The organism is Bradyrhizobium sp. USDA 4451 (assembly GCF_054822585.1).
Genome location: NZ_JBTRCH010000001.1, coordinates 3097498 through 3118516, shown reverse-complemented (window position 1 = coordinate 3118516; position 21019 = coordinate 3097498). Strand labels below are relative to the sequence as shown.

Annotated in this window: 19 protein-coding genes and 1 pseudogene; 11 read left to right on the top strand and 9 right to left on the bottom strand. The window is 64.7% G+C overall.

Features of this window, described 5'->3' with window-relative positions:
- The first annotated feature begins 13 nt into the window (after positions 1-13).
- Positions 14-758 (top strand): annotated as a pseudogene (locus ACVMB0_RS14410) (haloacid dehalogenase type II).
- A gap of 20 nt (positions 759-778) precedes the next feature.
- Complete coding sequence (locus ACVMB0_RS14405; protein WP_461346678.1) at positions 779-1270, top strand: YbaK/EbsC family protein; 492 nt, start codon at positions 779-781, stop codon at positions 1268-1270.
- Positions 1271-1394: 124 nt separating this feature from the next.
- On the opposite strand, the gene ACVMB0_RS14400 is transcribed toward ACVMB0_RS14405, so the two are convergent.
- Both ACVMB0_RS14400 and ACVMB0_RS14395 read right to left on the bottom strand, forming a co-directional pair.
- Positions 1395-1742, bottom strand: a complete 348-nt coding sequence (locus ACVMB0_RS14400; RefSeq protein WP_461349652.1) for a hypothetical protein — start codon at positions 1740-1742, stop codon at positions 1395-1397.
- A gap of 194 nt (positions 1743-1936) precedes the next feature.
- A complete protein-coding gene (locus tag ACVMB0_RS14395; RefSeq protein WP_461346677.1) occupies positions 1937-2851 on the bottom strand; it encodes a LysR family transcriptional regulator in 915 nt (304 codons plus the stop codon).
- Between the two features lie 115 nt (positions 2852-2966).
- Between ACVMB0_RS14395 and ACVMB0_RS14390 the strand changes: the two genes are divergently transcribed.
- The 3 genes from ACVMB0_RS14390 to wrbA all read left to right on the top strand — a co-directional run bounded on the left by ACVMB0_RS14390 (position 2967) and on the right by wrbA (position 5168).
- Positions 2967-3719, top strand: a complete 753-nt coding sequence (locus tag ACVMB0_RS14390) for an SDR family NAD(P)-dependent oxidoreductase (protein ID WP_456750215.1) — start codon at positions 2967-2969, stop codon at positions 3717-3719.
- Between the two features lie 66 nt (positions 3720-3785).
- Positions 3786-4484 carry a pirin family protein gene (locus ACVMB0_RS14385; protein WP_456750216.1) on the top strand — a complete coding sequence of 233 codons (699 nt, stop codon included), beginning with the start codon at positions 3786-3788 and terminating at the stop codon, positions 4482-4484.
- Between the two features lie 84 nt (positions 4485-4568).
- On the top strand, positions 4569-5168 hold the full coding sequence (gene wrbA, locus ACVMB0_RS14380) for an NAD(P)H:quinone oxidoreductase (protein WP_461346676.1): 600 nt from the start codon (positions 4569-4571) through the stop codon (positions 5166-5168).
- A gap of 188 nt (positions 5169-5356) precedes the next feature.
- Here wrbA and ACVMB0_RS14375 read toward each other — a convergent pair whose 3' ends face one another.
- The 3 genes from ACVMB0_RS14375 to ACVMB0_RS14365 all read right to left on the bottom strand — a co-directional run bounded on the left by ACVMB0_RS14375 (position 5357) and on the right by ACVMB0_RS14365 (position 8459).
- Positions 5357-6547 (bottom strand): GNAT family N-acetyltransferase, encoded by a 1191-nt coding sequence (locus ACVMB0_RS14375; protein WP_461346675.1) that lies wholly within the window; start codon positions 6545-6547, stop codon positions 5357-5359.
- A 26-nt stretch (positions 6548-6573) separates the two neighbouring features.
- The gene (locus tag ACVMB0_RS14370) at positions 6574-7521 is read right to left on the bottom strand and encodes a hypothetical protein (protein WP_461346674.1); all 948 of its coding nucleotides are present in this window, start codon (positions 7519-7521) and stop codon (positions 6574-6576) included.
- Between the two features lie 338 nt (positions 7522-7859).
- On the bottom strand, positions 7860-8459 hold the full coding sequence (locus ACVMB0_RS14365; protein ID WP_461346673.1) for a 3-keto-disaccharide hydrolase: 600 nt from the start codon (positions 8457-8459) through the stop codon (positions 7860-7862).
- A gap of 218 nt (positions 8460-8677) precedes the next feature.
- Here ACVMB0_RS14365 and ACVMB0_RS14360 point away from each other — a divergent pair, with 218 nt between their 5' ends.
- From ACVMB0_RS14360 to ACVMB0_RS14350, 3 genes are all read left to right on the top strand, one after another.
- Entirely contained in the window at positions 8678-9148 is a 471-nt protein-coding gene (locus ACVMB0_RS14360) for a cupin domain-containing protein (protein ID WP_461346672.1), read from the top strand.
- 71 nt (positions 9149-9219) lie between these two features.
- Complete coding sequence (locus ACVMB0_RS14355; protein ID WP_050403738.1) at positions 9220-9459, top strand: DUF2171 domain-containing protein; 240 nt, start codon at positions 9220-9222, stop codon at positions 9457-9459.
- Between the two features lie 54 nt (positions 9460-9513).
- Positions 9514-9855, top strand: coding sequence for a hypothetical protein (locus tag ACVMB0_RS14350; protein WP_456750222.1), 342 nt, complete (start codon positions 9514-9516; stop codon positions 9853-9855).
- On the opposite strand, the gene ACVMB0_RS14345 is transcribed toward ACVMB0_RS14350, so the two are convergent.
- Positions 9829-13938, bottom strand: a complete 4110-nt coding sequence (locus ACVMB0_RS14345) for a bifunctional diguanylate cyclase/phosphodiesterase (protein ID WP_461346671.1) — start codon at positions 13936-13938, stop codon at positions 9829-9831. The two genes, ACVMB0_RS14350 and ACVMB0_RS14345, sit on opposite strands and share 27 nt — an antisense overlap.
- Positions 13939-14340: 402 nt before the next feature.
- Here ACVMB0_RS14345 and ACVMB0_RS14340 point away from each other — a divergent pair, with 402 nt between their 5' ends.
- Genes ACVMB0_RS14340 through ACVMB0_RS14330 form a run of 3 tightly spaced genes read left to right on the top strand, consistent with a single transcriptional unit; the run spans position 14341 to position 17592 of the window.
- Positions 14341-15393, top strand: a complete 1053-nt coding sequence (locus tag ACVMB0_RS14340) for an Ldh family oxidoreductase (RefSeq protein WP_461346670.1) — start codon at positions 14341-14343, stop codon at positions 15391-15393.
- Positions 15394-15417: 24 nt separating this feature from the next.
- Positions 15418-16782, top strand: coding sequence for an LLM class flavin-dependent oxidoreductase (locus ACVMB0_RS14335; protein ID WP_461346669.1), 1365 nt, complete (start codon positions 15418-15420; stop codon positions 16780-16782).
- A 12-nt stretch (positions 16783-16794) separates the two neighbouring features.
- Positions 16795-17592 (top strand): fumarylacetoacetate hydrolase family protein, encoded by a 798-nt coding sequence (locus ACVMB0_RS14330; protein ID WP_461346668.1) that lies wholly within the window; start codon positions 16795-16797, stop codon positions 17590-17592.
- Positions 17593-17758: 166 nt separating this feature from the next.
- On the opposite strand, the gene ACVMB0_RS14325 is transcribed toward ACVMB0_RS14330, so the two are convergent.
- From ACVMB0_RS14325 to ACVMB0_RS14315, 3 genes are all read right to left on the bottom strand, one after another.
- Entirely contained in the window at positions 17759-18871 is a 1113-nt protein-coding gene (locus ACVMB0_RS14325; RefSeq protein ID WP_461346667.1) for a GNAT family N-acetyltransferase, read from the bottom strand.
- Positions 18872-18907: 36 nt separating this feature from the next.
- A complete protein-coding gene (locus ACVMB0_RS14320; RefSeq protein ID WP_456750228.1) occupies positions 18908-19840 on the bottom strand; it encodes a hypothetical protein in 933 nt (310 codons plus the stop codon).
- Positions 19841-20076: 236 nt separating this feature from the next.
- Positions 20077-21000: a LysR family transcriptional regulator gene (locus ACVMB0_RS14315; protein WP_456796731.1), complete on the bottom strand. Its 924-nt coding sequence runs from the start codon at positions 20998-21000 to the stop codon at positions 20077-20079.
- Between the last annotated feature and the right edge of the window lie 19 nt (positions 21001-21019).

The following is a 21019-nucleotide window of genomic DNA, read 5'->3' as shown; positions in this document are numbered from 1 at the left end:
AAGGGGAATGACAATGACCATCAAGGCAATCGTCTTCGATGCCTACGGCACGCTCTATGACATCCAGTCGGTGGCCGAAATCACCGAAGATGCGTTCCCCGGTTATGGCGACATCATCACCCAGGTCTGGCGCATCAAGCAGCTCGAATATTCCTGGCTGCGCACGCTGATGCGGCGCTATCAGGATTTCGCCGCCGTCACCCGCGCCTCCCTCGCCTACACGCTGCGCAGCCTTGGCCTGCAATATGACGAAGCGACCTTCGCTCGCATCATCGACAAGTATCAGCACCTCGCGTTGTATCCGGATGCCGTCGCCGCGCTCGAGGCGATGAAGGACAAGAAGCTCGCGATCCTCTCCAACGGCAGCCCTGACATGCTGAATGCGCTGGTGCGCAATTCGGGGCTCGACCGGCTGCTCGATGCGACCATCAGCGTCGATGCGCACCAGATGTTCAAGCCGGCGCCCGAAGCCTACACGCTGATCGAGGAGGTATTGAAGGTGCCGCCGGCGGAGGGTGCTGTTCATTTCCTCCAATCCGTGGGACGCCTGTGGCGCCAAGGCGTTTGGCCTCACCGTCGCCTGGATCGAACGGGTGACGCCGGAGGCGATGGCGCTGGCCTGCGTCGAAAGCGAGACGATCGCCCCATTGACGATGTTCAAGGCGCTGCGTACCCAGATGGATGAGCTCGGCGTCGTGCCCGATCACCGTATCCACGGTCTCTCCGAGCTTCCCGCGCTGGTGTCTGCGAGGTCCTGAATAGCAAGGTCCTAAATAGAATGAGTCTTGAGTCCGTCCGCGCCTTCTTCGCCGAGAAGGCGCCCGATATCACCGTGATCGAATCTGCCGTGAGCTCCTCGACCGTCGCGCTGGCGGCGGAAGCCTATGGCGTCGAGCCGGCGCGGATCGCCAAGACGCTGAGCCTGCGGGTCGGCGACCGCGTGGTGCTGATCGTCGCCGCCGGCACGTCGCGAATGGACAACAAGAAGGTGAAGGCCGTGTTCGGCGGCAAGCCGAAGATGCTCGGCCTCGACGAGGTCGCCGACATCACCGGCCACGAAGTCGGCGGGGTCTGCCCGTTCGGACTGAAGTCGCCGCTGCCGGTCTATTGCGACGTGTCGCTGAAAGCATTCGACGTCGTGGTGCCGGCCGCGGGCTCGACGCACAGCGCGGTGCGCATCACGCCGGACCGGATGGCGGAATTGACATCGGCCGAATGGGTCGATGTCTGCGAGGTCCGGCCCCAGACGGAAGTCAGTCCCGCGCCCTAAAGCGCGATGAGATCGGGTTGAATCATCAGCGCGCTTTAGCTGCTTGTTTGAGCATGATCTCCGCGCAAACGCCTTTGGCGTTTGTCGCGAGGGAAAACCGCTTCGCACTTTTCCGGATCATGCTCTAGTCTTCGTCATCATAGGGCGACGGCCCTGACGGCGTGACCGGGGCCGGCTGCATCTGCTGCGGCGCGCGCGGCCGCTGCTGCATCTGCGGCCGGGGTGCGCGCCCCTGGGTTTGCGCCTGTTGTTGCGCATTCGACTCGAACACCGCACGGCACGAACTGCCGAGCAGCGCCGTGTTCTGCCGCAGGCAGGCGACGATCCGGTTGGTGTCGGGAATCTGATCGCTGCACAAGCGCATTACGTCGGGCGTGCACGCCATCTGCTGTTCCCATGTGCCGCGATACTCCTGCGACAACGCAGGCGCCATAGCGCCAGCGCCGCCAATCGCGATCGCCAAGCTCAGCACAATCCGCTGCCTCTGCATGCCCAATGCCCTTGTTTTGATTCGGTCCACGCACGCGCGGGTTCCGCGCGGCGATTTGCGTCAACCTCGCAAATGAATGCGGCCAAGGATCGTTCGCACGGACAACTAAATGTGAAGGCCGCGCGCGCCGGAACCAAGTTCCCGGCACCGGTCTTCGATCGATCCGCCACGACGTACTACGGCCCGCGTTTCTTCCCCTTGGCGAAATGGCTGGCGAGGAAATCCGCGAGCACCTCGACGCGGGCGGGGCGCGGGCCGCCGGGCGGCGTGACCAGATGGACGGCAGCCTCGGGCTGCTTCCAGCCTTTCAGGATCACCTCGACCTCGCCGCGCGCGATCGCATCGCCGACGATGAAGTCCGGCAGATCGGCGATGCCGAGGCCGGCGAGCAGCGCCGGCATCACGGCCTCGCCATTGTTGACCCGCAGCTGGCCGGCCGGACGCACACTCGCCTGCTCGCCAGCCGCGTTGGTGTAGTGCCAGGCACCCTGGGTGGAGAGGTAGGCGTAGCCGAAGCATTTGTGCTCGGCGAGATGCATCGGATGGGTCGGCCGGCCGTAGCGCTTCAGGTAGGACGGCGCCGCCACCGTGTAGCGCGGCATGCCGCACAGCCGCCGGGCGATCAGCGAGGAATCCGGTAGCCGCGCGATGCGCAGGCCGGCGTCAAAGCCTTCGCCGATCAGATCGACGGTGGCGTCGCTCAGATGCAGATCGATCGCGACCTCCGGATAGGCCTCCATGAATTCCGGCAGCAGCGGCGCCACCGTCTTGATGCCGAAGCTCATCGGCACTGCGAGCCGCACCAGGCCGCGCGGCGTGGTCGATTGCGCCAGCGCCTCGTTCTCCGCGGCCTCACCATCGGCCAGCAGCCGCGCGGCGCGCTCCGACAATTTCTGGCCGGCATCCGTCAACGCCAGTCGCCGTGAGGTGCGGTTAAACAGCCGCGCCCCGAGCCGCTCCTCCAGTCGGCTGACCGCCTTCGACACCGTAGCCTTGGACAGCGAGAGCTCGGTCGCCGCCGCTGCAAACGACCGTAGTTCCACGACTTTTGCGAAGATCGCGAGCGCCTCGAAGTCCGGCAGTTTCGACATGGCCGCTGTCCCCGCTCATCCAATTTGGAAACAATGAGTTTCGATAGTTTCTATTTCTATACCACAGCCGGAGGCATATCCAAGTGCCATCAAAACCACTCGATGGAGAAATCCGATGACCAAGAAGCTCTCAGGCAAGGTTGCTCTCGTCACCGGCGGTTCGCGCGGCATCGGGGCCGCCAGCGCCCGTGCGCTCGCCGCGGAAGGTGCCAACGTCGCGATCAGCTATGTCGCCTCTCCCGAGAAGGCGGAAGCCGTCGTCGCCGAATTGAAGGGCAAGGGCGTCAATGCCCGCGCCTACAAGGCCGACCAGGCTTCGTCAGCCGACGTCGATCAGCTGGTGAAAAGTGTCGCCAAGGATTTTGGCCGGCTCGACATCCTGGTCAACAACGCTGGCGTCGCAACCGGCGGCGCGGTCGACGACCCGAAGGCCGACACCGCGACGCTTGCGCGCCAGGAAGCGATCAACGTCGATGGCGTGATCACCGCGATCCGCGCTGCATCGAAGCTGATGGTTGAAGGCGGGCGCATCGTCACCGTCGGCTCCATGCTGGCCGATCGCGCCTCGTTCCCGGGGCTTGCCGACTACGTCGCCAGCAAGGCGGCGGTCGTCGGCTACACCAAGGGCGCGGCGCGCGACCTCGGACCGCGCGGCATCACCGTGAATGTGGTGCAGCCCGGCTCGATCGACACCGATATGAACCCGAAGGACGGCGGCGAGTTTGCCGAGACGCAACGCTTGCAGCACGCACTGCAACGCTTCGGCCGCCCGGAGGAAGTCGCAGCCGGCGTCGTGTTCCTGGCAAGCCCGGAAGCCTCCTTCGTGACCGGCACCGTGCTCAACGTCGACGGCGGCTTCGGCGCCTGATCGCAACACCAACGCCGAGCGTGGACGCCCGGCTACCGCTCAACACCGACATCAAGGGGAATGACCATGATCGAACTGAAACCATTCGCAGAACTTGGCGGCGCCGACCACGGCTGGCTGAAGGCCAAGCACCACTTCTCGTTCGCGAGCTACTACGATCCCGCCAATGTCAACCACGGCGCGTTGCGGGTGTGGAACGACGACGAGATCGCACCCAACTCGGGCTTCCCGGCACATCCGCATGCCAACATGGAGATCATCACCTATGTCCGTGAAGGCGCGATCACGCATCAGGACTCGCTCGGCAACAAGGGACGCACCGAAGCCGGTGACGTGCAGGTGATGAGCGCCGGCAGCGGCATCCGCCACTCCGAGTACAATCTGGAGCCGTCCAAGACCAAGATCTTCCAGATCTGGATCGAGCCGACGACGAAGGGCGGTCACCCGACCTGGGGCTCCAAGCCGTTCCCGAAGGCGGACCGCTCCGGCAAGCTCGTCACCATCGCTTCCGGGATCGACGGCGACAATGATGCGCTGCCGATCCGCGCCAATGCGCGGGTGCTCGCCACCACGCTGAAGGCCGGCGAGAGCGCGGAATATTCCGCCGACAAGACCCGTCACCTCTATCTGGTGCCGGCGGCCGGCAGCGTCGAGGTCAACGGCGTCCGCGTCAATGCCCGCGACGGTGCTGCGATCCGCGACGAGGCCAAGCTGAAGATCACCGCGCTCGAGGATACCGAGCTCGTCCTGGTCGACGCGGCCTGATCACCTCACCTTGCATGCGCGGAAGAACATCCGCGCATGCCTCTCCCCCAACGCTTCTCCATCTACTCAACCAAGGAGGCCATCATGGCCAAGGTTCTCGTCCTCTATTACTCCGCCTACGGTCACATCGAAGCGATGGCGAATGCCGTCGCGGAAGGCGCCCGCGAAGCCGGTGCCACCGTCGACATCAAGCGCGTGCCCGAGCTGGTGCCGGCCGAAGTCGCGAAAGCCTCGCACTACAAGCTCGACCAGGCCGCGCCGATTGCCAAGATTGATGATCTCGCCAACTACGACGCCGTTATCGTCGGTACCGGCACCCGCTTCGGCCGGATGTCCTCGCAGATGGCCAACTTCCTCGACCAGGCCGGCGCCCTCTGGGCCAGGGGCGCGCTGAACGGCAAGGTCGGCGGTGCCTTCACCTCGAGCGCGACCCAGCATGGCGGCCAGGAGACTACGCTGTTCTCGATCATCACCAACCTGCTGCATTTCGGCATGACCGTAGTGGGGTTGAACTACGGCTTTGCCGGCCAGATGAAGCTCGAGGAGGTCACCGGCGGCGCACCCTATGGCGCTACCACCATCACCGGCGGCGACGGCAGCCGCCAGCCCAGCGAAAACGAACTCGCCGGCGCCCGTTACCAGGGCCGCGCGATCGCGGAGACGGCGAAGAAGCTGCATGGCTGAGCCAAGCGCCAAGTGGCACGGCTGATACAGCGTGCGAGGGACTGCATTGCTCGGTTGAAGGATGCCGTCCTGCCTAGTGTGGGCAAAGGCGCGAAGCGCCGTGCCCACCACTCAAAGTGTGCTGGCGATGGTGGGCATGCCAGCGCTTTGCCCACCCTCCACAACTACGACCGTAGCAATTCCGGAACTCAATCCTCTTCGCGCGTCGGCGTCGCCTTGCCGAGCGCCTGCTTCAGCCGGGCTGAGAGTCTAGGATAGTGACGCAGCGCCAGCACGGCGCGGTCGCGCAGCGCATGGGGCTGGCCGCGCCAGCTCAGGGCCGCGCCGAGATCGACTAGCGGCGTGCGCTGCGGTCCGAACCGCCGCTTGTAGCTGTAATTGCCGATCGAGAACTCGAACTCCCGCACACCGTCCTTGTGCAGCGCTGCGATGGTGCGGTCGATGATCAGCCGGCCCGGCGAGCACGCCGACCATTTCTCGCCGGCATTGCTGATGCGGATCATGACGTAGCGCGAACCGGTGCGGATGCCGAGCAGCGTCGCCACCACCGCGTCGCTCGTGGTGAGCGCGGTCATCACCGCATAGCCGCGGCCGCTGCCTTCGCGCACGAGGTCGCGATAGAAGGCGGTGCAGTCGGCATTGTCGAGCACGTAATTGAGGCCGAGACCGTTCAGCCGCGCGCCCTGCTGCACTTCCGTGCTGGACAGCAGCCGCAGCGCCTCCTCGGTATCCGCGGCAACCCTGAACGTCGCCGACGGTTCACGCGTGAATACGCGCCAGGTCCGTCCCAGCTCCTTGCGAACCTTGCGGTCCAGCTCGTCGCGCCAGGCGTCGTGATCGTCGCCGATGGTCAGGCAATTGCCGTTGACGACCGACGGTCCGACATCGTCGAGCAGTGCCAGCGGATTGGCACGGCTCGCGAGCTTGAGCGGCATCTTGCGAAAACGGACGAGATCGGCACCGCCGCGCGCCTGGCGCAGCGCGGCCTGCAGGTCGCGCCAGAACTGCCAAGCAGCGACGTCGTCGCGCGGTGCGGCCGGGCCGAGCAGCGGCGCGTTGAAATCGGTGAGGTTGAGATCGGCGAATTCGACGATGTGGAGGCCACCCTGCCGATGCCGGATCAGCGGCAGCAGCGCGGCGCGTTCACCGGTTGCGGCATCGCCGACGACGGCGATCAGCGGCTCGACCCTGTCGGTCGACGCGAAGGCCCGGTACCACGACGCATACCATTGCGGATGCTGGAACGCGGTCAGCGGTTCGAATGCACCCCAGCGGGCGGCGGCCTGCGCCCAATCGGAAACCAGTTCGACGCGATAGCCGACCGCATAGCTAGCGACCCGCGCCCCGAATTTCTCGACCGCTGTCGTCAAGATCGTCATGTCAGCACCTGCAACCGGCAGCTCGCTCACGCGGCCTCCAACGCCGCCTTGGGCAAGTCGACGATCTTGCCGAGATCGCTTTCGTCGAGCCGGAAGTCGATCGGACGACGCACCGCGCGCTCGCGCTTCACCCATTTGCTGTCGCGCAGCAGCTTCTGCATCACCTGCTTGGCGAAGAAGGTCGGACCGCGCATGCCGCGGCTGCGCGGCGCATAGCCGAAGCGATGCCGCAGCATGCCGTTGGCGAGATGCAGGATCTGGGCGCGGCGGATGTCGTCGTTCACATAGGAGATCGTCATCGAGATATTGACGGTGTCGAGATTCTCGACGCGATGCGGCGCATTCAGCGGCCAGTTCAGCATCTGACCGGGCTCGAGATCGATCACCCGGGCGTGCCAGTCGTACCAGGGCTCGTAGGGGATAGCGACCTCGGCATCGAACAGCGCGATCTTCTCGAGATGCTCGGGGCGGATGAACGGCTGCGTGTTGGGATAGATGTAGACCCGCTTGCGGCCGGAGATCTGGACCAGGCCCTGCCCCGGCAGATCAGCGCGGTAATCGACCTGCGCATCGGGCGAGGAAATCAGGATGCCGGCCCGATAGGTCGGCGCATCGAAGCCGGGGACCTTTTCTGCGATCTCACTGAACATCCGCTCGATCATGTCGCGATAGCGGCGATCGACCGCGGTGACGTTGCGCAGGTTGAGCCAAAGACCGCCGCGCGAAATCGCCTCGATCACCTGGTGACCACGCAGCCTGCCGATCTCACCCTCGCGCCAGCCCCGGCTCGAACCCTTGGCGCCGGTCTTGACCAGGCTGCAATGCTCGCGCGGATAATGCTCGATCAGCATGGCGAGATCGTCCATCGAGAACGCCGGCTGCTGGTGCATGGTGTGCTCGAGCCGGATCGGCTGATGGCTCCAGAGCCTCGAATGGTTGTCATCCCAATTCGCGAAGATCTTGCCTGTCGTCATGGTCGCGCTCCCGGCTGCTGCGCCGTTTCGCTTCATCCGATGTCCCGTTCCGGGACGAGCGGGCAGCTCTTGGGCAGGGATTGGCAAGAACGGTGCCGCCGCGTATGCGCGCGGGGCTACCAACGCTAACGTCTGGCCGATATGGCTAACCGCGACGTTTCCGGAGCCGGCCGCCGGAGCCGAGAGGACTGAATGAGTGAACCACGCCGATATCGTGCGCTGTTCCTCGGCGCCGGACCGCATATGCACCGCGGCGTCCGAAGGCCACCGATCGACAGCGCACCAGACGCAAGAAGGCCCGGCCGCGCCGCGACCGGGCCCCGCTCGAACGCGCACCGTCAGAGCGGCTTGATCTGGACCTTGCGGAACTTGACCACGCCGGACCCATATTGGAGTGCGATGTAGCCGCTCGCGTGCTTGGAGTCCTGCGCATCGACGGTCTTCTGTCCGTTCAGCGTCACGACGAAATGCGGCCCCTGCGCCGTGATCTCATAGACGTTCCACTTGCCGGCTGCCTTCGGCATCGGATCGACCTTGCCGACATCGACGATGGCGCCGGTACCGTAGGTCGGGTCCGGCCGCTTGTCGAAGATGTTGACCTCGTAGCAGACCTTGGAGTCGATCACCTTGTTGCCTTCGCAGCGGATGAACACGCCGCTGTTGGCGTCCTCGTCGGTCCAGAACTCGGCACGGATCTGGAAGTCCTTGTATTGGGTCTTGCTGACGAGATAGGAGAGATCCTTGCCCTCGAGCTTGTCGGCGACCAGCGCGCCATCCTTCATCGCCCAATTGGCCTTGCCGACCTCGTCCCAGTCGCCCTTCTTGGAGCTGTCGAGCAGCGTGACCCAGCCGTCGTCACCCGATGCGGTGGTCGAGAATTGCAGCGCGGCCGCACCGATTATGAGTCCCGCCGCCAGTATCGACAGTTGCTTCTTCAAGGTTATCCTCCCGTCTTTTGGTTGGCGCGCAACCTATCATCGCCTGCGGCCGCGTAAATCGTTTTTCATGTTGCAACTGCGTTGTGTCACGAACCGTTGTCGCAATCTTGAGGTCAGACATGCACGGAGGCGTCTTGCCCGGCGCAAGCCGGCGCGATTAGCATCATGCGGCATACGGGCGCGGCAGTTGCCCGAGAAAACCGATCTGGGAGCATCCGATGACGGCGTCGAACCGATCCTGGCGATATCTGATGATGCCGCTGGCCTTTGCCGGGATGCTGAGCGTCAGCTCCGCGGCCGAGCTCAATCCGGCCGCCGTCACCTACAAGCTGCCGGACCAGATTCCCTGGAGCCCGGTCGACGCGCGCGGCGCGCAGAACGCCGTCGTGGTCGGCGATCCCTCGAAGCCCGGCTTCTACATGGTCTACACCAAATGGACCAAGGGCAATCACTTCAGCCATCCGCACTTCCATCCTAACGACCGCTACATCGTCGTGCTCAAGGGCACCTGGTGGGTCGGGTCGGGCCCGAAGTTCGATCCCGATCACGGCACGGTGGCGATGCCGGCCGGAAGCTTCGTCACCCATTTCGGCAAACAGGTGCACTGGGACGGCGCCAAGGACGAGGATGCCGTGCTGCTGATCATGGGCGAAGGCCCGGCCACCGCCACCGAAGTCGAGGAGAAGTAGCCGGAAGCCGATCGCAACCTTCGTCTCCATGCGGCGTTTCATCCCCTCATCATCATGACGAGGAGATAACCATGGCAACAGCAGCCGATATTCGGGAACATATGGACGTGATCTCGTCGGACAAGAAGACGGTCGGCAAGGTCGACCACATGGAAGGTACCGACAAGATCAAGCTGACCAAGCAGAGCTCGCCCGACGGCCAGCACCATCATTTCATTCCGCTGTCCTGGGTCGACCATGTCGACCAGCACGTCCACCTCAATAAGTCGGGCTCCGACGTGACCGCTCATTGGCAGCATGGCCGCCAATAGCCGCATTGCGTGAGGTGGGTGCGATGCTATCATCGCCCTGAGGAAGGGCTTTCGATGCATCCCGCCGCTAAACTGCAATTCGCCCGCATAGCCGACGAGTTCGCGCGATGGCGTGCCATTCCGGAACCGGAGCGGCCGCCGGCGCCGGCGTGGTGGTGGGGACCGGCCTTCGAGCTGCGCGATGCCGCCGGCCCGCTGTCGTCCCATCGCTGTCGTCAGCTCCAGCTGCCCGACGGCGCGAGCTTTGCCGACGGCACGCGTGTGCTGCGCCAGACGCTGGCCGGCCAGACCGTGCTGCCGTGGCCCTATGATTTCTCGCGCAAGGTGGCATCGACCGATTCCGACGTCCGCGACCTGCCGGTGCAGCCGTCAGACGACAGCGCGTTTCCGCCCTAGCTCCGGCCCGGCCGCGCCGATCGCCGCATCGTCCAGCGCCGGCTGCAACGGAGGCGACGTCGGCGCCGTCGTCAACAACTCGGCGAGGTCGCGCGGCGGCAACGGCCGGCTGAACAGGAAGCCCTGCATCTCGTCGCAGGCATGCGCGCGCAGGAACTCCTGCTGCTCGGAGGTCTCGACGCCCTCGGCGACGATGGTCATGCCGAGCGCCTTGCCCATGCTGATGATCGCCTGCGCGATCGCGACGTCCTCGGAATCATTGGGCAAGTCGCGCACGAAGGAGCGATCGATCTTGATGGTGTCGATCGGGAACTGCTTCATCAGCGACATCGACGAATAGCCGGTGCCGAAATCGTCGATCGCGAGGCGAATGCCGCGGTTCTGGATAGCGTCGAGCACACGGACCGCGCGCGTCACGTTGCGCATCACCATGCTTTCGGTGACCTCGAGCTGCAGCAACGCCGGCGACATGCCGCTCGCCGCCAGCGCCTCGTCGATGTCGTCGAGCAGATTGGGATCGCCGAACTGCCGCGGCGACAGGTTGACCGCCATCGTCACCGGCTTGAGGCCGCGATGCTGCCACGCCATGTTCTGCGCGCAGGCTTCCTTCAGCACCCAGCGGCCGATCGGCACGATCAGGCCGATTTCCTCGGCGAGCGGAATGAACTGACCCGGCGAGACCTTGCCGAGCTCGGGGTGGGTCCAGCGCAACAGCGCCTCGACACCGCTGATCTGCCCGCTCGCCATGTCGACCTTGGGCTGATAGTCGAGCGAGAACTGGTTGCGCTCCAGCGCGCGGCGCAGCGCGCTCTCCATCGTCAGGCGCTCGATCGACTGCGCCCTCACCTCATTGGAGAAGAACCGGAAGCCGTTCTTGCCGTCCTCCTTAGCGAGATACATCGCCATGTCGGCATTCTTGGTCAGCGTCTGCACGTCGGAGCCGTCGGCAGGATACATCGCGATCCCGATCGAGGCCGTGGTGTGGCACTCGTGTCCACTGATCTGCAGCGGCTGGCTGAGCGAGACCAGCAGATCGCCGGCAATCCGCTCGACGTCGTCACGTTCGGCGGTTTCCTCGAGGATGACCACGAACTCGTCGCCACCGAGCCGCGCCACCACATCGCTCGCACGCAACGAACCACGCAGCCGCTCGGCGATCGCCACCAGCAGCATGTCGCCGGCATCGTGACCGAGCGAGTCGTTGATGATCTTGAAACGGTCGAGGTCGATGAACAGCACCGCGAGTTGCCGGCGATGGCGATCCGCCGCCGAGATCGCGTGACGCAGCATCTCGTTGAACGTCTCGCGGTTCGGCAGGTTGGTCAGGCTGTCATGCGAGGCAAGATATTCGATCCGCTCGTCGGCCTTGTGCTTCTCGTCGGCGCGGTCGAAGCTCTCGAGTGCGAACGCCAGATTGTCGGCGAGCCGCTGCAGCAGCTCGGCGAATTCCGGCGTGAAGGTGTCCTTCTCGGTCGCGACGAAGATCATGACCCCGACCACCCATCCGCTGACGATCAGCGGGAACGAGGCACCGGACTGTGTGCCGTCGAGACGCGCGCGTTCATGGAACGCTGCGGTCTCGGTATCGGAAAAATAATCGTTGATGATGCAGGCCTTGCCGGACCGGAACGCCCTGCCGCAGGCGCCGCGCCCTTCGGGATGCGCCTCGCTGATCGAGAGCGTCACCTGGCTTGCACCGTCCGCCGCCGGACCCGCGATCGCGACGATCCGCAGATAATCGCTTCCCTGCTGCGCCAGCGCGATCGTGGTCGAGGTGAACCTGCCGCCGGTCGCCGCCGCCTCGCAGACCAGCTGATACAATTCGGTGCGGGACTTCGCCCGCATGATCGCCTCATTGGTCGCGCTCAGCGCCGCGAACATCCGCGACAGCCGCTCCTTCTGCTCATCGGCCCGCGCCTTCTCGTCGGCGCGGTCGAAATTGGCGAGCGCAAACGAGACGTTTTCGGCGAGCCGCTGCAACAGCGCCATCATCTCCGGACTGAATGTGCCGAACTCGGCGGAGAGAAACACCAGTGCCCCGATCGCCTCGCCGTTCTTGAGCAGCGGCAGCGCCGCGCCGGACTTGCTGCCGCTGTCGCGGACGACCGGATAGACATGCGATTCAGGGCCGAAGTCGCTGAGATAATCGTTGCTGATGCAGGGCCTGCGGGTCCGGATCGCAACGCCGGTCAGCGTCTGCCCTTCGGGGCGCGTCGCATCGGCCGACAGCTGAACCTCGCGGGCCCGTACCCGGTCGGGGCCGGAGGCTGCCACATTGTCCAGGAAGATTTCGCCGGGACGGACCAGCCTGATCGTCGCCGAGATGAACTGGCCGCCGACAGCCGCGGCATCGCAGACCAGATCGAACAGCTCGCTGCGGGATTTCGCCCGCATGATCGCCTCGTTGGTGGCGCTCAGCGCCGCGAACATCCGTCGCAGCCGCTCCTTCTGCTCTTCGGTCCTCGCCTTCTCGTCGGCACGATCGAAACTGCCGAGCGCGTAGGAGACGTTGTCGGCGAGCCGCTGCAGCAGCTCGGCGAATTCGGCCGAAAAAGTGTTGCGCTTCGCCGAGATGAACAGCATCACGCCGACCGGCTCGTCGTCGACGATCAGCGGAAACGCCGCACCCGATCGCGCATCCTCGCGGTCGATCACGTCGCGGAACGGGCTGTTGGCGACGTCGCCGAGAAAATCATTGTTAATGCAGGCGCGCCGGGAGCGGAACGCCCGGCCGCAGACCCCGCGCCCCTCGGGGCGCGCCTCGCTGCGCGAGACGTTGAGGCGGCGCGCATTCTCCGCGGTCGGACCGGCGACCGCCATCATCTCCAGGAAATCGTCGCCGGGTTTCGCGATCAGGATGCTGGTGGAATTGAACCCGCCGCCATGGGCAGCGGCGGCGCAGACCAGCTCGAACATCTCGAGCCGCGACCGTGCGCGCATGATCGCCTCGTTGGTCGCGCTCAAGGCCGCGAACATCCGTGACAGTCGTTCGCGCTCGGCATCGGCCCTGGCTTTCTCGGTGGCGCGGCCAAAATTGTCGAGCGCGACCGAGACATTCTCGGCAATCCCCGCCAGCAGCGCGATGATCTCTTCGTCGCGCGCCCAGGAATTGCCGATGAAGAAGATCAGGACGCCGACACTCCGGCCGAACCGGGTGAGCGGCAGCGCGACGCAGGCCATCAGGCCGCTGCCACGCGCGGGCGCCTGCGACGGGTCCGCCGACATGGGAACATCGTGCTCGATGCAGGGCCGCTGGGTCCGGAACGCCTCGCCGCAGATGCCCTTGCCGTAAACGCTGTCCGGATCGGTGGAGAAGCGCGTCTGGGTGATCAGTTCGAGCGCCTCGCCGGTGCCGGCGACGGGCTCAAACCAGTGCGTATCGGGCTCGGCCAGCAACACCACCGTGGCGAAGGATTTCCCGCTGAACACCGCGGCATCGCAAACCCGTTGATAGAGGTCGTGCTCGGTCTTGGCGCGAAGGATCGCCTCGTTGGTTGCGCTGATCGCACCGAACATGCGGTTGAGCCGGCGCATCGCCCGCTCGCCGCTCTTGCGCGACGCCTCATGGTCGAAATTGTCCAGCGCGTAGGACACGTTCGCCGCGATACGCCCCAGCAGCGAGACGATCTCCTCGCTGAGCGAATTGACCTCCCGCCGCGTCACCATGAAGACGCCGACGCTGCGCCCGCCACAGACCAGCGGCATCGCCGCAGCCGCGCCGACGCCGCCCGCCGCGGCACCGCTGCGCCAAGCGGCCGAACGGGGATCGTTGACATAGTCATTGCTGACGCAGGCATTCTGATCGCGAAACGCGCGCCCTGCGACGCCTTCGCCTTCCGGCAGATTGGCGATCGCGGAAATAGTGATGCTGCGCAGACGCGCGACGTCCTCGCCGCAGCCGGCGGCGAAGGTCAACAGACCGGTATCCGGCTCCAGCAAGAACACGGTCGTGGCCAGGAAGCTCCCGCTCGAGAACGCGGCTTCGCAGACCTTCCCGTACAGTTCTTCTGGTGATTTCGCGTACAGGATCGCTTCGTTGGTGGCATTCAACGCCGCGAATGTACGCCCGATGCTCGACTGCACGATTCCTGAAGGCCCCGGGGCCACCCCCTTCACACTGGAGCGGAACATTGCCCGCGATAGGCCTAAGTGGTGGTTAGCGTATCCGGCAAGTTGCACGACAAAGTAAACGGCTCACGAACACGGAAGGCGATTTTCCGGGATATTACGGACGCCGATGTGCCAGCCTGAGGCGGAGCGCCGAGCGGCGCTGCTGGCCGCCCTGGCCGCGCCGCCGGAGCCGCGAAATTCCGCATCGCGACCGCGGCCGTTCCGCTCGGTGAAACCAGGGCCGCCAGCACCCTGCTGGCGGTATGGCGGACCGGATTTTCCGCCCTTGCTCGCCTCTCGGTGCTTTGAGAGCATGAGCCCGACAACCGCAAGCAAGACCCGCGCATCACGCGGGCCAACCGCGAGGAAAATCCCATGCCGATCGTCCAGGCCGACCGTCTCACGCGCATCGGCACGGCTCTCCTGCGCGGCGCCGGCGCATCGGAGGAGGAGGCAAGCGCCGTCGCCTCCGGCTGCGTCAACGCCAACCTCGCCGGCCACGACTCGCACGGCGTGATCGCGATCCCGACCTATATCGACCGGATCAAGGCCGGCCACATCGTGCCCGGCGCGAAATGGACCGTCGTGCAGGAAACGCCGACCACGACCGTGATCGACGGCCATTGGGGTTTCGGCTTCCACGTCAACGCCAAGGCGATGGAGATGACCATCAACAAGGCGAAGACCGCCAACGTCGCGGCCTGCACCGTGTTCCGCCAGAGCCATGTCGGGCGTCTCGCGCACTATCCGATGATGGCGATGCGCGAGGGCATGATCGGGATCGCGGCCGCGGATTCCGGCCGCTCGCCGAAGCATGTTGCGCCGTTCGGCGGCCGCGAGGCCCGGCTCGGCACCAACCCGCTTTCGATCGCGGTGCCGTCCGATCTCGAGGCGCCGTTCTATCTCGACATGGCGACCTCGGCGGTCGCCGCCGGCAAGATCCAGCTCGCGGTGGCGCGCGGCGAGCAGATCCCGAAGGGCTGGATCATCGATGCCGAGGGGCGCGACACCACCGATCCCAGGGATTACCGCAAGGGCGGCGCGCTGCTGCCGCTCGGCGGCAGCGAGGGCTACAAGGGCTCGGGGCTCGCCGCGATGGTCGAGGTGTTGTGCGGTCTCCTGACCGGGCTCGGCTTCGGCGTCGAGCCGACCGGCCGGCATAATGACGGCTGCTTCATGGCGGTGTTCAACGTCGCCGCGTTCCGCCCCTTGCAGGATTTCAAGAAGGAAGTTGCCGACTTCGCCCGCTACCTGAAATCGACGCCGCCCTCGGAAGGGAGCAGCGGTGTGTTCTACCCCGGCGAGGTCGAGCATCTGCGCGAAGTCGAGCGTCGCAAGAACGGCATCGAGATCGAGGATGCGACCTGGGACAAGCTTAAGGCACTCGCCGCCGACTACAAGCTGACCGACCAGCTCGGCCTGCGCTGACATATCCGCACGGAGGAGAACGACATGACACGGCAAATGGCGCTGGTTGGCTTCTTGCAGGCGCAGAACTGCACCAACCTGCCGAGTTCCTGGCGCCACCCGGAGTCGCGCGATGACTCGATGTCCGCGGATTACTACCAGGAGATCGCGCGCATCCTGGAGCGCGGCAAGTTCCACATGGCGTTCTTCGACGACCGCCTCGCAATGCCCGACCGCTACGGCAACGATCACGCCCACACCGTCGAATACGGCATCCGCTGCGTGAAGATGGACCCGATCGTGGTGCTGACCACGATGGGCATGGTCACCACCAGGCTCGGCCTCGCCTCGACCGCGTCGACCACCTATTTCGAGCCGTTCGACGTCGCCCGCCGCTTTGCCACGCTCGACCTGATGACGGGCGGCCGCGCCGCCTGGAACGTGGTGACGTCGGTCAATGACGGCGAAGCGCTCAACATGGGTCGCGAACAGCATCTCGAGCACGATCACCGCTATGATCGCGCCGACGAGTTCATGGAAGTGGTGCTCGGCCATTGGGACAGCTGGGAAGACGGCTCGCTGGTGATCGACAAGGCAAGCGGGCGCTTCGCCGATCCGACAAAGGTGAAACGGCTCGACCACAAGGGCGCGTTCTTCACCTCGCGCGGCCCGTTCACGGTGCCGCGCTCGGCACAGGGCCATCCCGTCGTGATCCAGGCCGGCGCGTCCGGCCGCGGCCAGCGCTTTGCCGGACGCTGGGGTGAAGTGATCTTCACCGCGGCCCGCAATCTCGCCAATGCCAAGCAGGGCTATGACGCGATCCGGGGCGAAGCCGCCAAGGCCGGCCGCGATCCCGACCAGATGTTCCTCTGCAACCTGATCACGCCGGTCACCGGCGCGACCAAGACCGAGGCCGAGGACCGGATGGCGGTGATCCAGAAGCTGCCGCTCGAGATCGACGCGCTGTCGCTGCTCGCCGAAGGCCTCAACTTCGATTTCGGCGCCAAGGGCATCGACGAGCCGCTGACGACGGAGGAATTGCAGGGCATGCAAGGCATGCTCGGCATCCGGGACGGCGTGCTGCGCACCTCCGGCAAGACCAATCCCTCGACCCGCGACTTCATCACCTTCTCCGGCCGAGGTCAGGTGCAGGACGCGATGGTCGGCGGCCCCAAGGAGATCGCCGACCGGCTGGAGGAAATGTTCATCAATCGCGGCTGCGATGGTTTTGTGGTCGCGGCGAGCTACGTGCCGGGCTCCTACGCCGACTTCGTCGACCATGTGGTGCCCGAGTTGCAGAAGCGCGGGCTCTTTCACAAAGATTACGCCGGCACGACGCTGCGGGAAAATCTCGGGCTCAGGCGTCCCGCCGCGGGCGCCTGGAAGACCCGCGCACAGGCTGCGGAATAGAGGGACATCATCATGCGCTGGCTGAAATTCACCGCCGCGGGCAATACCGCGAGCGCTCCTTCTTGGGGCCTCGTCGAAGGCGACACCGTCATCACCGTCAACGGCGATCCCTTTGGCGAATGGAGCAGGACGGCGAAGACCCACGCTTTGAAGGACGTCAAGATCGAGCTGCCGCTGATCCCGCGCACCTTCTATTGCGTCGGGCTGAATTATCTGAAGCACCTCAAGGAAGCCGCCGACAAGGCCGGCACGGTGCCGAACGTCCCCGATCGTCCCGAGATCGGCTACCGCGCCCAGAACGCACTGATCGCCCATGACGAGGACGTCGTGATCCCGGCGAGCGCGACCGAGAAGATCCACTACGAGGGCGAGCTCGTCGTCGTGATCGGCAAGAAAGTCAAGCACCTCACCGAAGCGAACGCGATGGACTGCGTGTTCGGCTACACCATCGGCAACGACGTCTCCGAGCGCAGCTGGCAGAAGGCGGACCGCAGCCTGTGGCGCTCGAAGAACGCCGACACCTTCAAGCCGATGGGCCCGTGGATCGAGACAGATGTCGACCTCGACGGCATGGAGACCGCGATCCGCGTCAATGGCAAGGAGACCGGCCGCTTCCACACCAATGAGATGATCTTCGGCATCGTGCCCTTCCTGGTCGAGCTGACCAAATACTTCACCCTGTCGCCGGGCGACGTGATCTGGATGGGCACCGACGGCGCCTCGCCTGACCTGAAGGACGGCGACGTGGTCGAGATCGACATCACCGGGATCGGGACATTGCGGAACAGGTTCGTGAAGGAGAAGGCGTGAGCGCCGCCCCTTCCCCGTCATCCTGAGGAGCCGCGAAGCGGCGTCTCGAAGCATGAACGGCTCAGCTGGTGGCCGTCGGCTCTTCGAGACGGCCGCTGCGCGATCTGCTCAGGGTGACGGTGATGGAGCCCAAATACGGGTTTCTCTCCGTTCGTCGTCCCTGCGATCAACGCACGTGGGATGAGAACCGCCCGAGCACGCGCTTGAGCGGCTTGGCGCGATGGTACACGAGCGAAATCATCGATCCGGCCAGCGAACGGGACGATGTGAAATTCTGCAACCCGGTTTCCTCGACACGAAACTGCGACTTGTAACCCGTATTTCCGAGACCCATGTCGAGCCGGCGCAGGCCTTGATCGAACCGCAACTTGATCACGCGATAGATCAGCTGCATGCCGATCGAGAATTTGCCGAACCGCTGAATGTCGGAGCCGATCAGGACGGCATGAAACTCGTCTTCGCAGGCCGGCCCGAACAGGGCAGCGACCGGCTCGCCATTGAGATAGCTGACATAGGTGATCGCCTCGCCGGACTCGATTCCCGCGACGGCGATGTCGCAATAGAATTGTTCGTAGATGGGATTGTCGAGAAAATCGCCTTCAAACCGGCCGTCCCGTGCAGATTTGAGAAACCTGAACGCGTCGCGAATTTCGGCCTCGGTCCGCGCCGGGCGATGTTCGTACGGACCGAACTCGCGTTCGATCTGCCTGGCCAGCCGTCGCAGCTCCTTGGAGTATTTCTTGCTGATCGTCTGGCGTTGCCACACCTCGAAATCGGGGCCGGTCTCGCTGTGATAGGCCGCGTTCTCGTTGCGGCTTGCGACCGTTTTCCTGAACAGTCTGCGGGCGTCGAAACCATCATCGCGGACCTTGCGGAACATCAGCACGTCGGCAACGTCGAGCAACCGGTCGATCCGGTCGACAACGGACGGATCAGCGGCCAGCATCTCCAGCGTCGCCGGGTCCGCGATGATGGCGTTGTAGTCGCAGACGCCGAAATCGGCAGGCAGCAGCATCGACAATCCCGCCGACCGTTGCAGGACCAGCGGAATGACCGCAAGCAGCGTGCGGTCGAGATTGCGGATCGTGAGCGTGTACTGCTTCGCCGCGAGATGCGGCATCAGCTTGCGGTGGACGGCATCGAGCCATGACGGCGCCTGAAACACCGTCGCACGCTCGAGATTGTGAAAGGCGCGATACTCGGCCGAACGGAAATCGAACTCGGGTTCGATGCCGATATGCAGGTCGATCGGATACGGGCTTCTGTTTGGCGCCAACATCTGAAGCGTCTCTCGGATACCGCCGGCAACGGCTCATCACAGCGCGCGAATTCCATTTTCGCTTTCGGGCGCAATCCGGAAATCCCGGCTTTTGACGACGTCGCCCTCGATCTGCCGGCCCATCTTCTTCCAGATCATGGCCGCGGTGGCCTTTGGATAGACGTGCAACCCGTGATCGCGCGTCGACGTGTTGCGCAATCCGAGCGTCCGGCGCAGCACGCCGTTTCCGTAATGCACCGCATAGGCATTCCAGGTCGATCGCGTCCAGTGCTCCATGGTGACGGAGATGTTCAGGCAATCGTGGTTCTCGACCTTGTGCGGTGCGTAGAGCGGCCATGTCAGCATCTCGCCCGGATGCAGGTCGAACACGGTCGCGAACTCGTCGAACCAACTCCGGTAAGGCACGTCTTCGTTGGTCTCGCGCAGCAGGATCTTCTCGACGTTTTCCGGCGGCATGAAGACGTCCGAGCGCGGATAAATGAACACGCGCTTGACACCCGAGATCTGCCAGAGCGACTGCCCCTGAATGTCGGCGTGATAGGGCACCTTCGCATTCGGCGACGACACCAGCACGCCAAGGGTCCGCTTGAAGGTCTTGAAGCCGCTCATCCGCGCTTCAAATTCGGAGAATATCTGATTGAGCAGCTCGTTGTATTCGGGCGCCCAGTCCATGACGCGGCGGATGTTCATCCAGATGCGCCCCTTCTCGATCGCTTCAATCGCCTGAAGCCCCGAGCTGCCGCCGAGCTCGCCATAGATGCGCTTCGGCGTATCGCCGTCGAAGCTGACGGATTCAAGCCCGAGATGCGATTTCGGGCAGCGCTCGATCAGCTTGCCGATGCTCTCCCGTGAGAACAATTCGCTCTCGGCCAGACGATGCCGAAGCTTGATGGCGTGCAAGCCGAACAGACGCTCATGTTGAGCCTGCCAATCGACGACGATATCGCGCTGCATACTTACCGAATTCATTTTCGACGCTCCCCGCCGGACGAACTGCCGAACTCCCGGTCTTCTCGATGGTACTTCTCTAGGTACTTCTCGATGGTCCACATGAGGTACGTGGTGTTGCGATCGCGTTAAATAGGACAAATTGTTGCAAACGCAGTCGAGGTTAACACGACATCGCCTCAACCATCGCGCAAACGGCGCAACGCTTTTCGCGTCCGGTTCCCGGTCATTCAAATTTTATGCAATTTGCTAAGAGTCTAGAGAAGCCTTGCCCCGGGCCGACGCTTCACGTGATCGATGAACGCCCGCAGCTTCGGCATGATTTGGCGGTGGCCGGGATAATAGAGGAACACGCCGGGCGTCGTCGGCGCGAATTGATCCAGCACGCGGACGAGCCTTTTCTCCTTCACGGCGCCCGTGATCAGTGGTGCCGGCACTTGCGCCAGACCCACGCCTTCGACCGCCGCGCCGACCAGCGTCGGGAAATCATGGCCGATGAACGAGCCGGATACCGCGAGCTCGATCGACCGGCCATTGTCGTTCAAAGACCACGGCGCGAGCCCGCCATTCGATCGCCGCAGCCTGAGGCAAGCATGCGCGCGCAGATCGTCCGGACGCTTGGGGCGGCCGCGCCGCGCGAGGTAATCCGGGCTGCCGACGATCGCGAACGGGAACGGCTTGGTCAGGCGCACTGCGACCATGTCCGGGTTGATGAACTGGCCCATCCGGATGCCGGCATCGAAACCGCCGGCAGCGAGGTCGACCAGCTCCTCGCTGGCGGCGAGCTCGACCTCGATCTCTGGATAGGCCTTGCAGAACGAGGCGATCAACGGCTCCAGCAGGATCGGCACCACCGAGCGCGGCACGGTGAGGCGCAACAGCCCGGCCGGCTTCTGCCCGAGCTCGCGCGCTGCGCCGCTCGCGGCCACCAGTTCCTCGAACGCCGGCCTTGCGCGCGCCAGAAATCGCTCGCCGGCCTCGGTCAGCCCGACGCTGCGGGTGGTGCGGATGAACAGCACGGCGCCGAGCCGCGCCTCGAGCGCGCGCACCGCCTGGCTGATCGCCGACGGCGTCACCCCGAGCTCGGTCGCCGCGCGGCGAAAGCTGCGGTGCTGGGCGACGGCCAGAAACGCCTCGACGCCGTCGAGCGCGCCCTGCCGGACTGTGAAGCTCTGCTTCATGGCCTGTGAACATTATCGC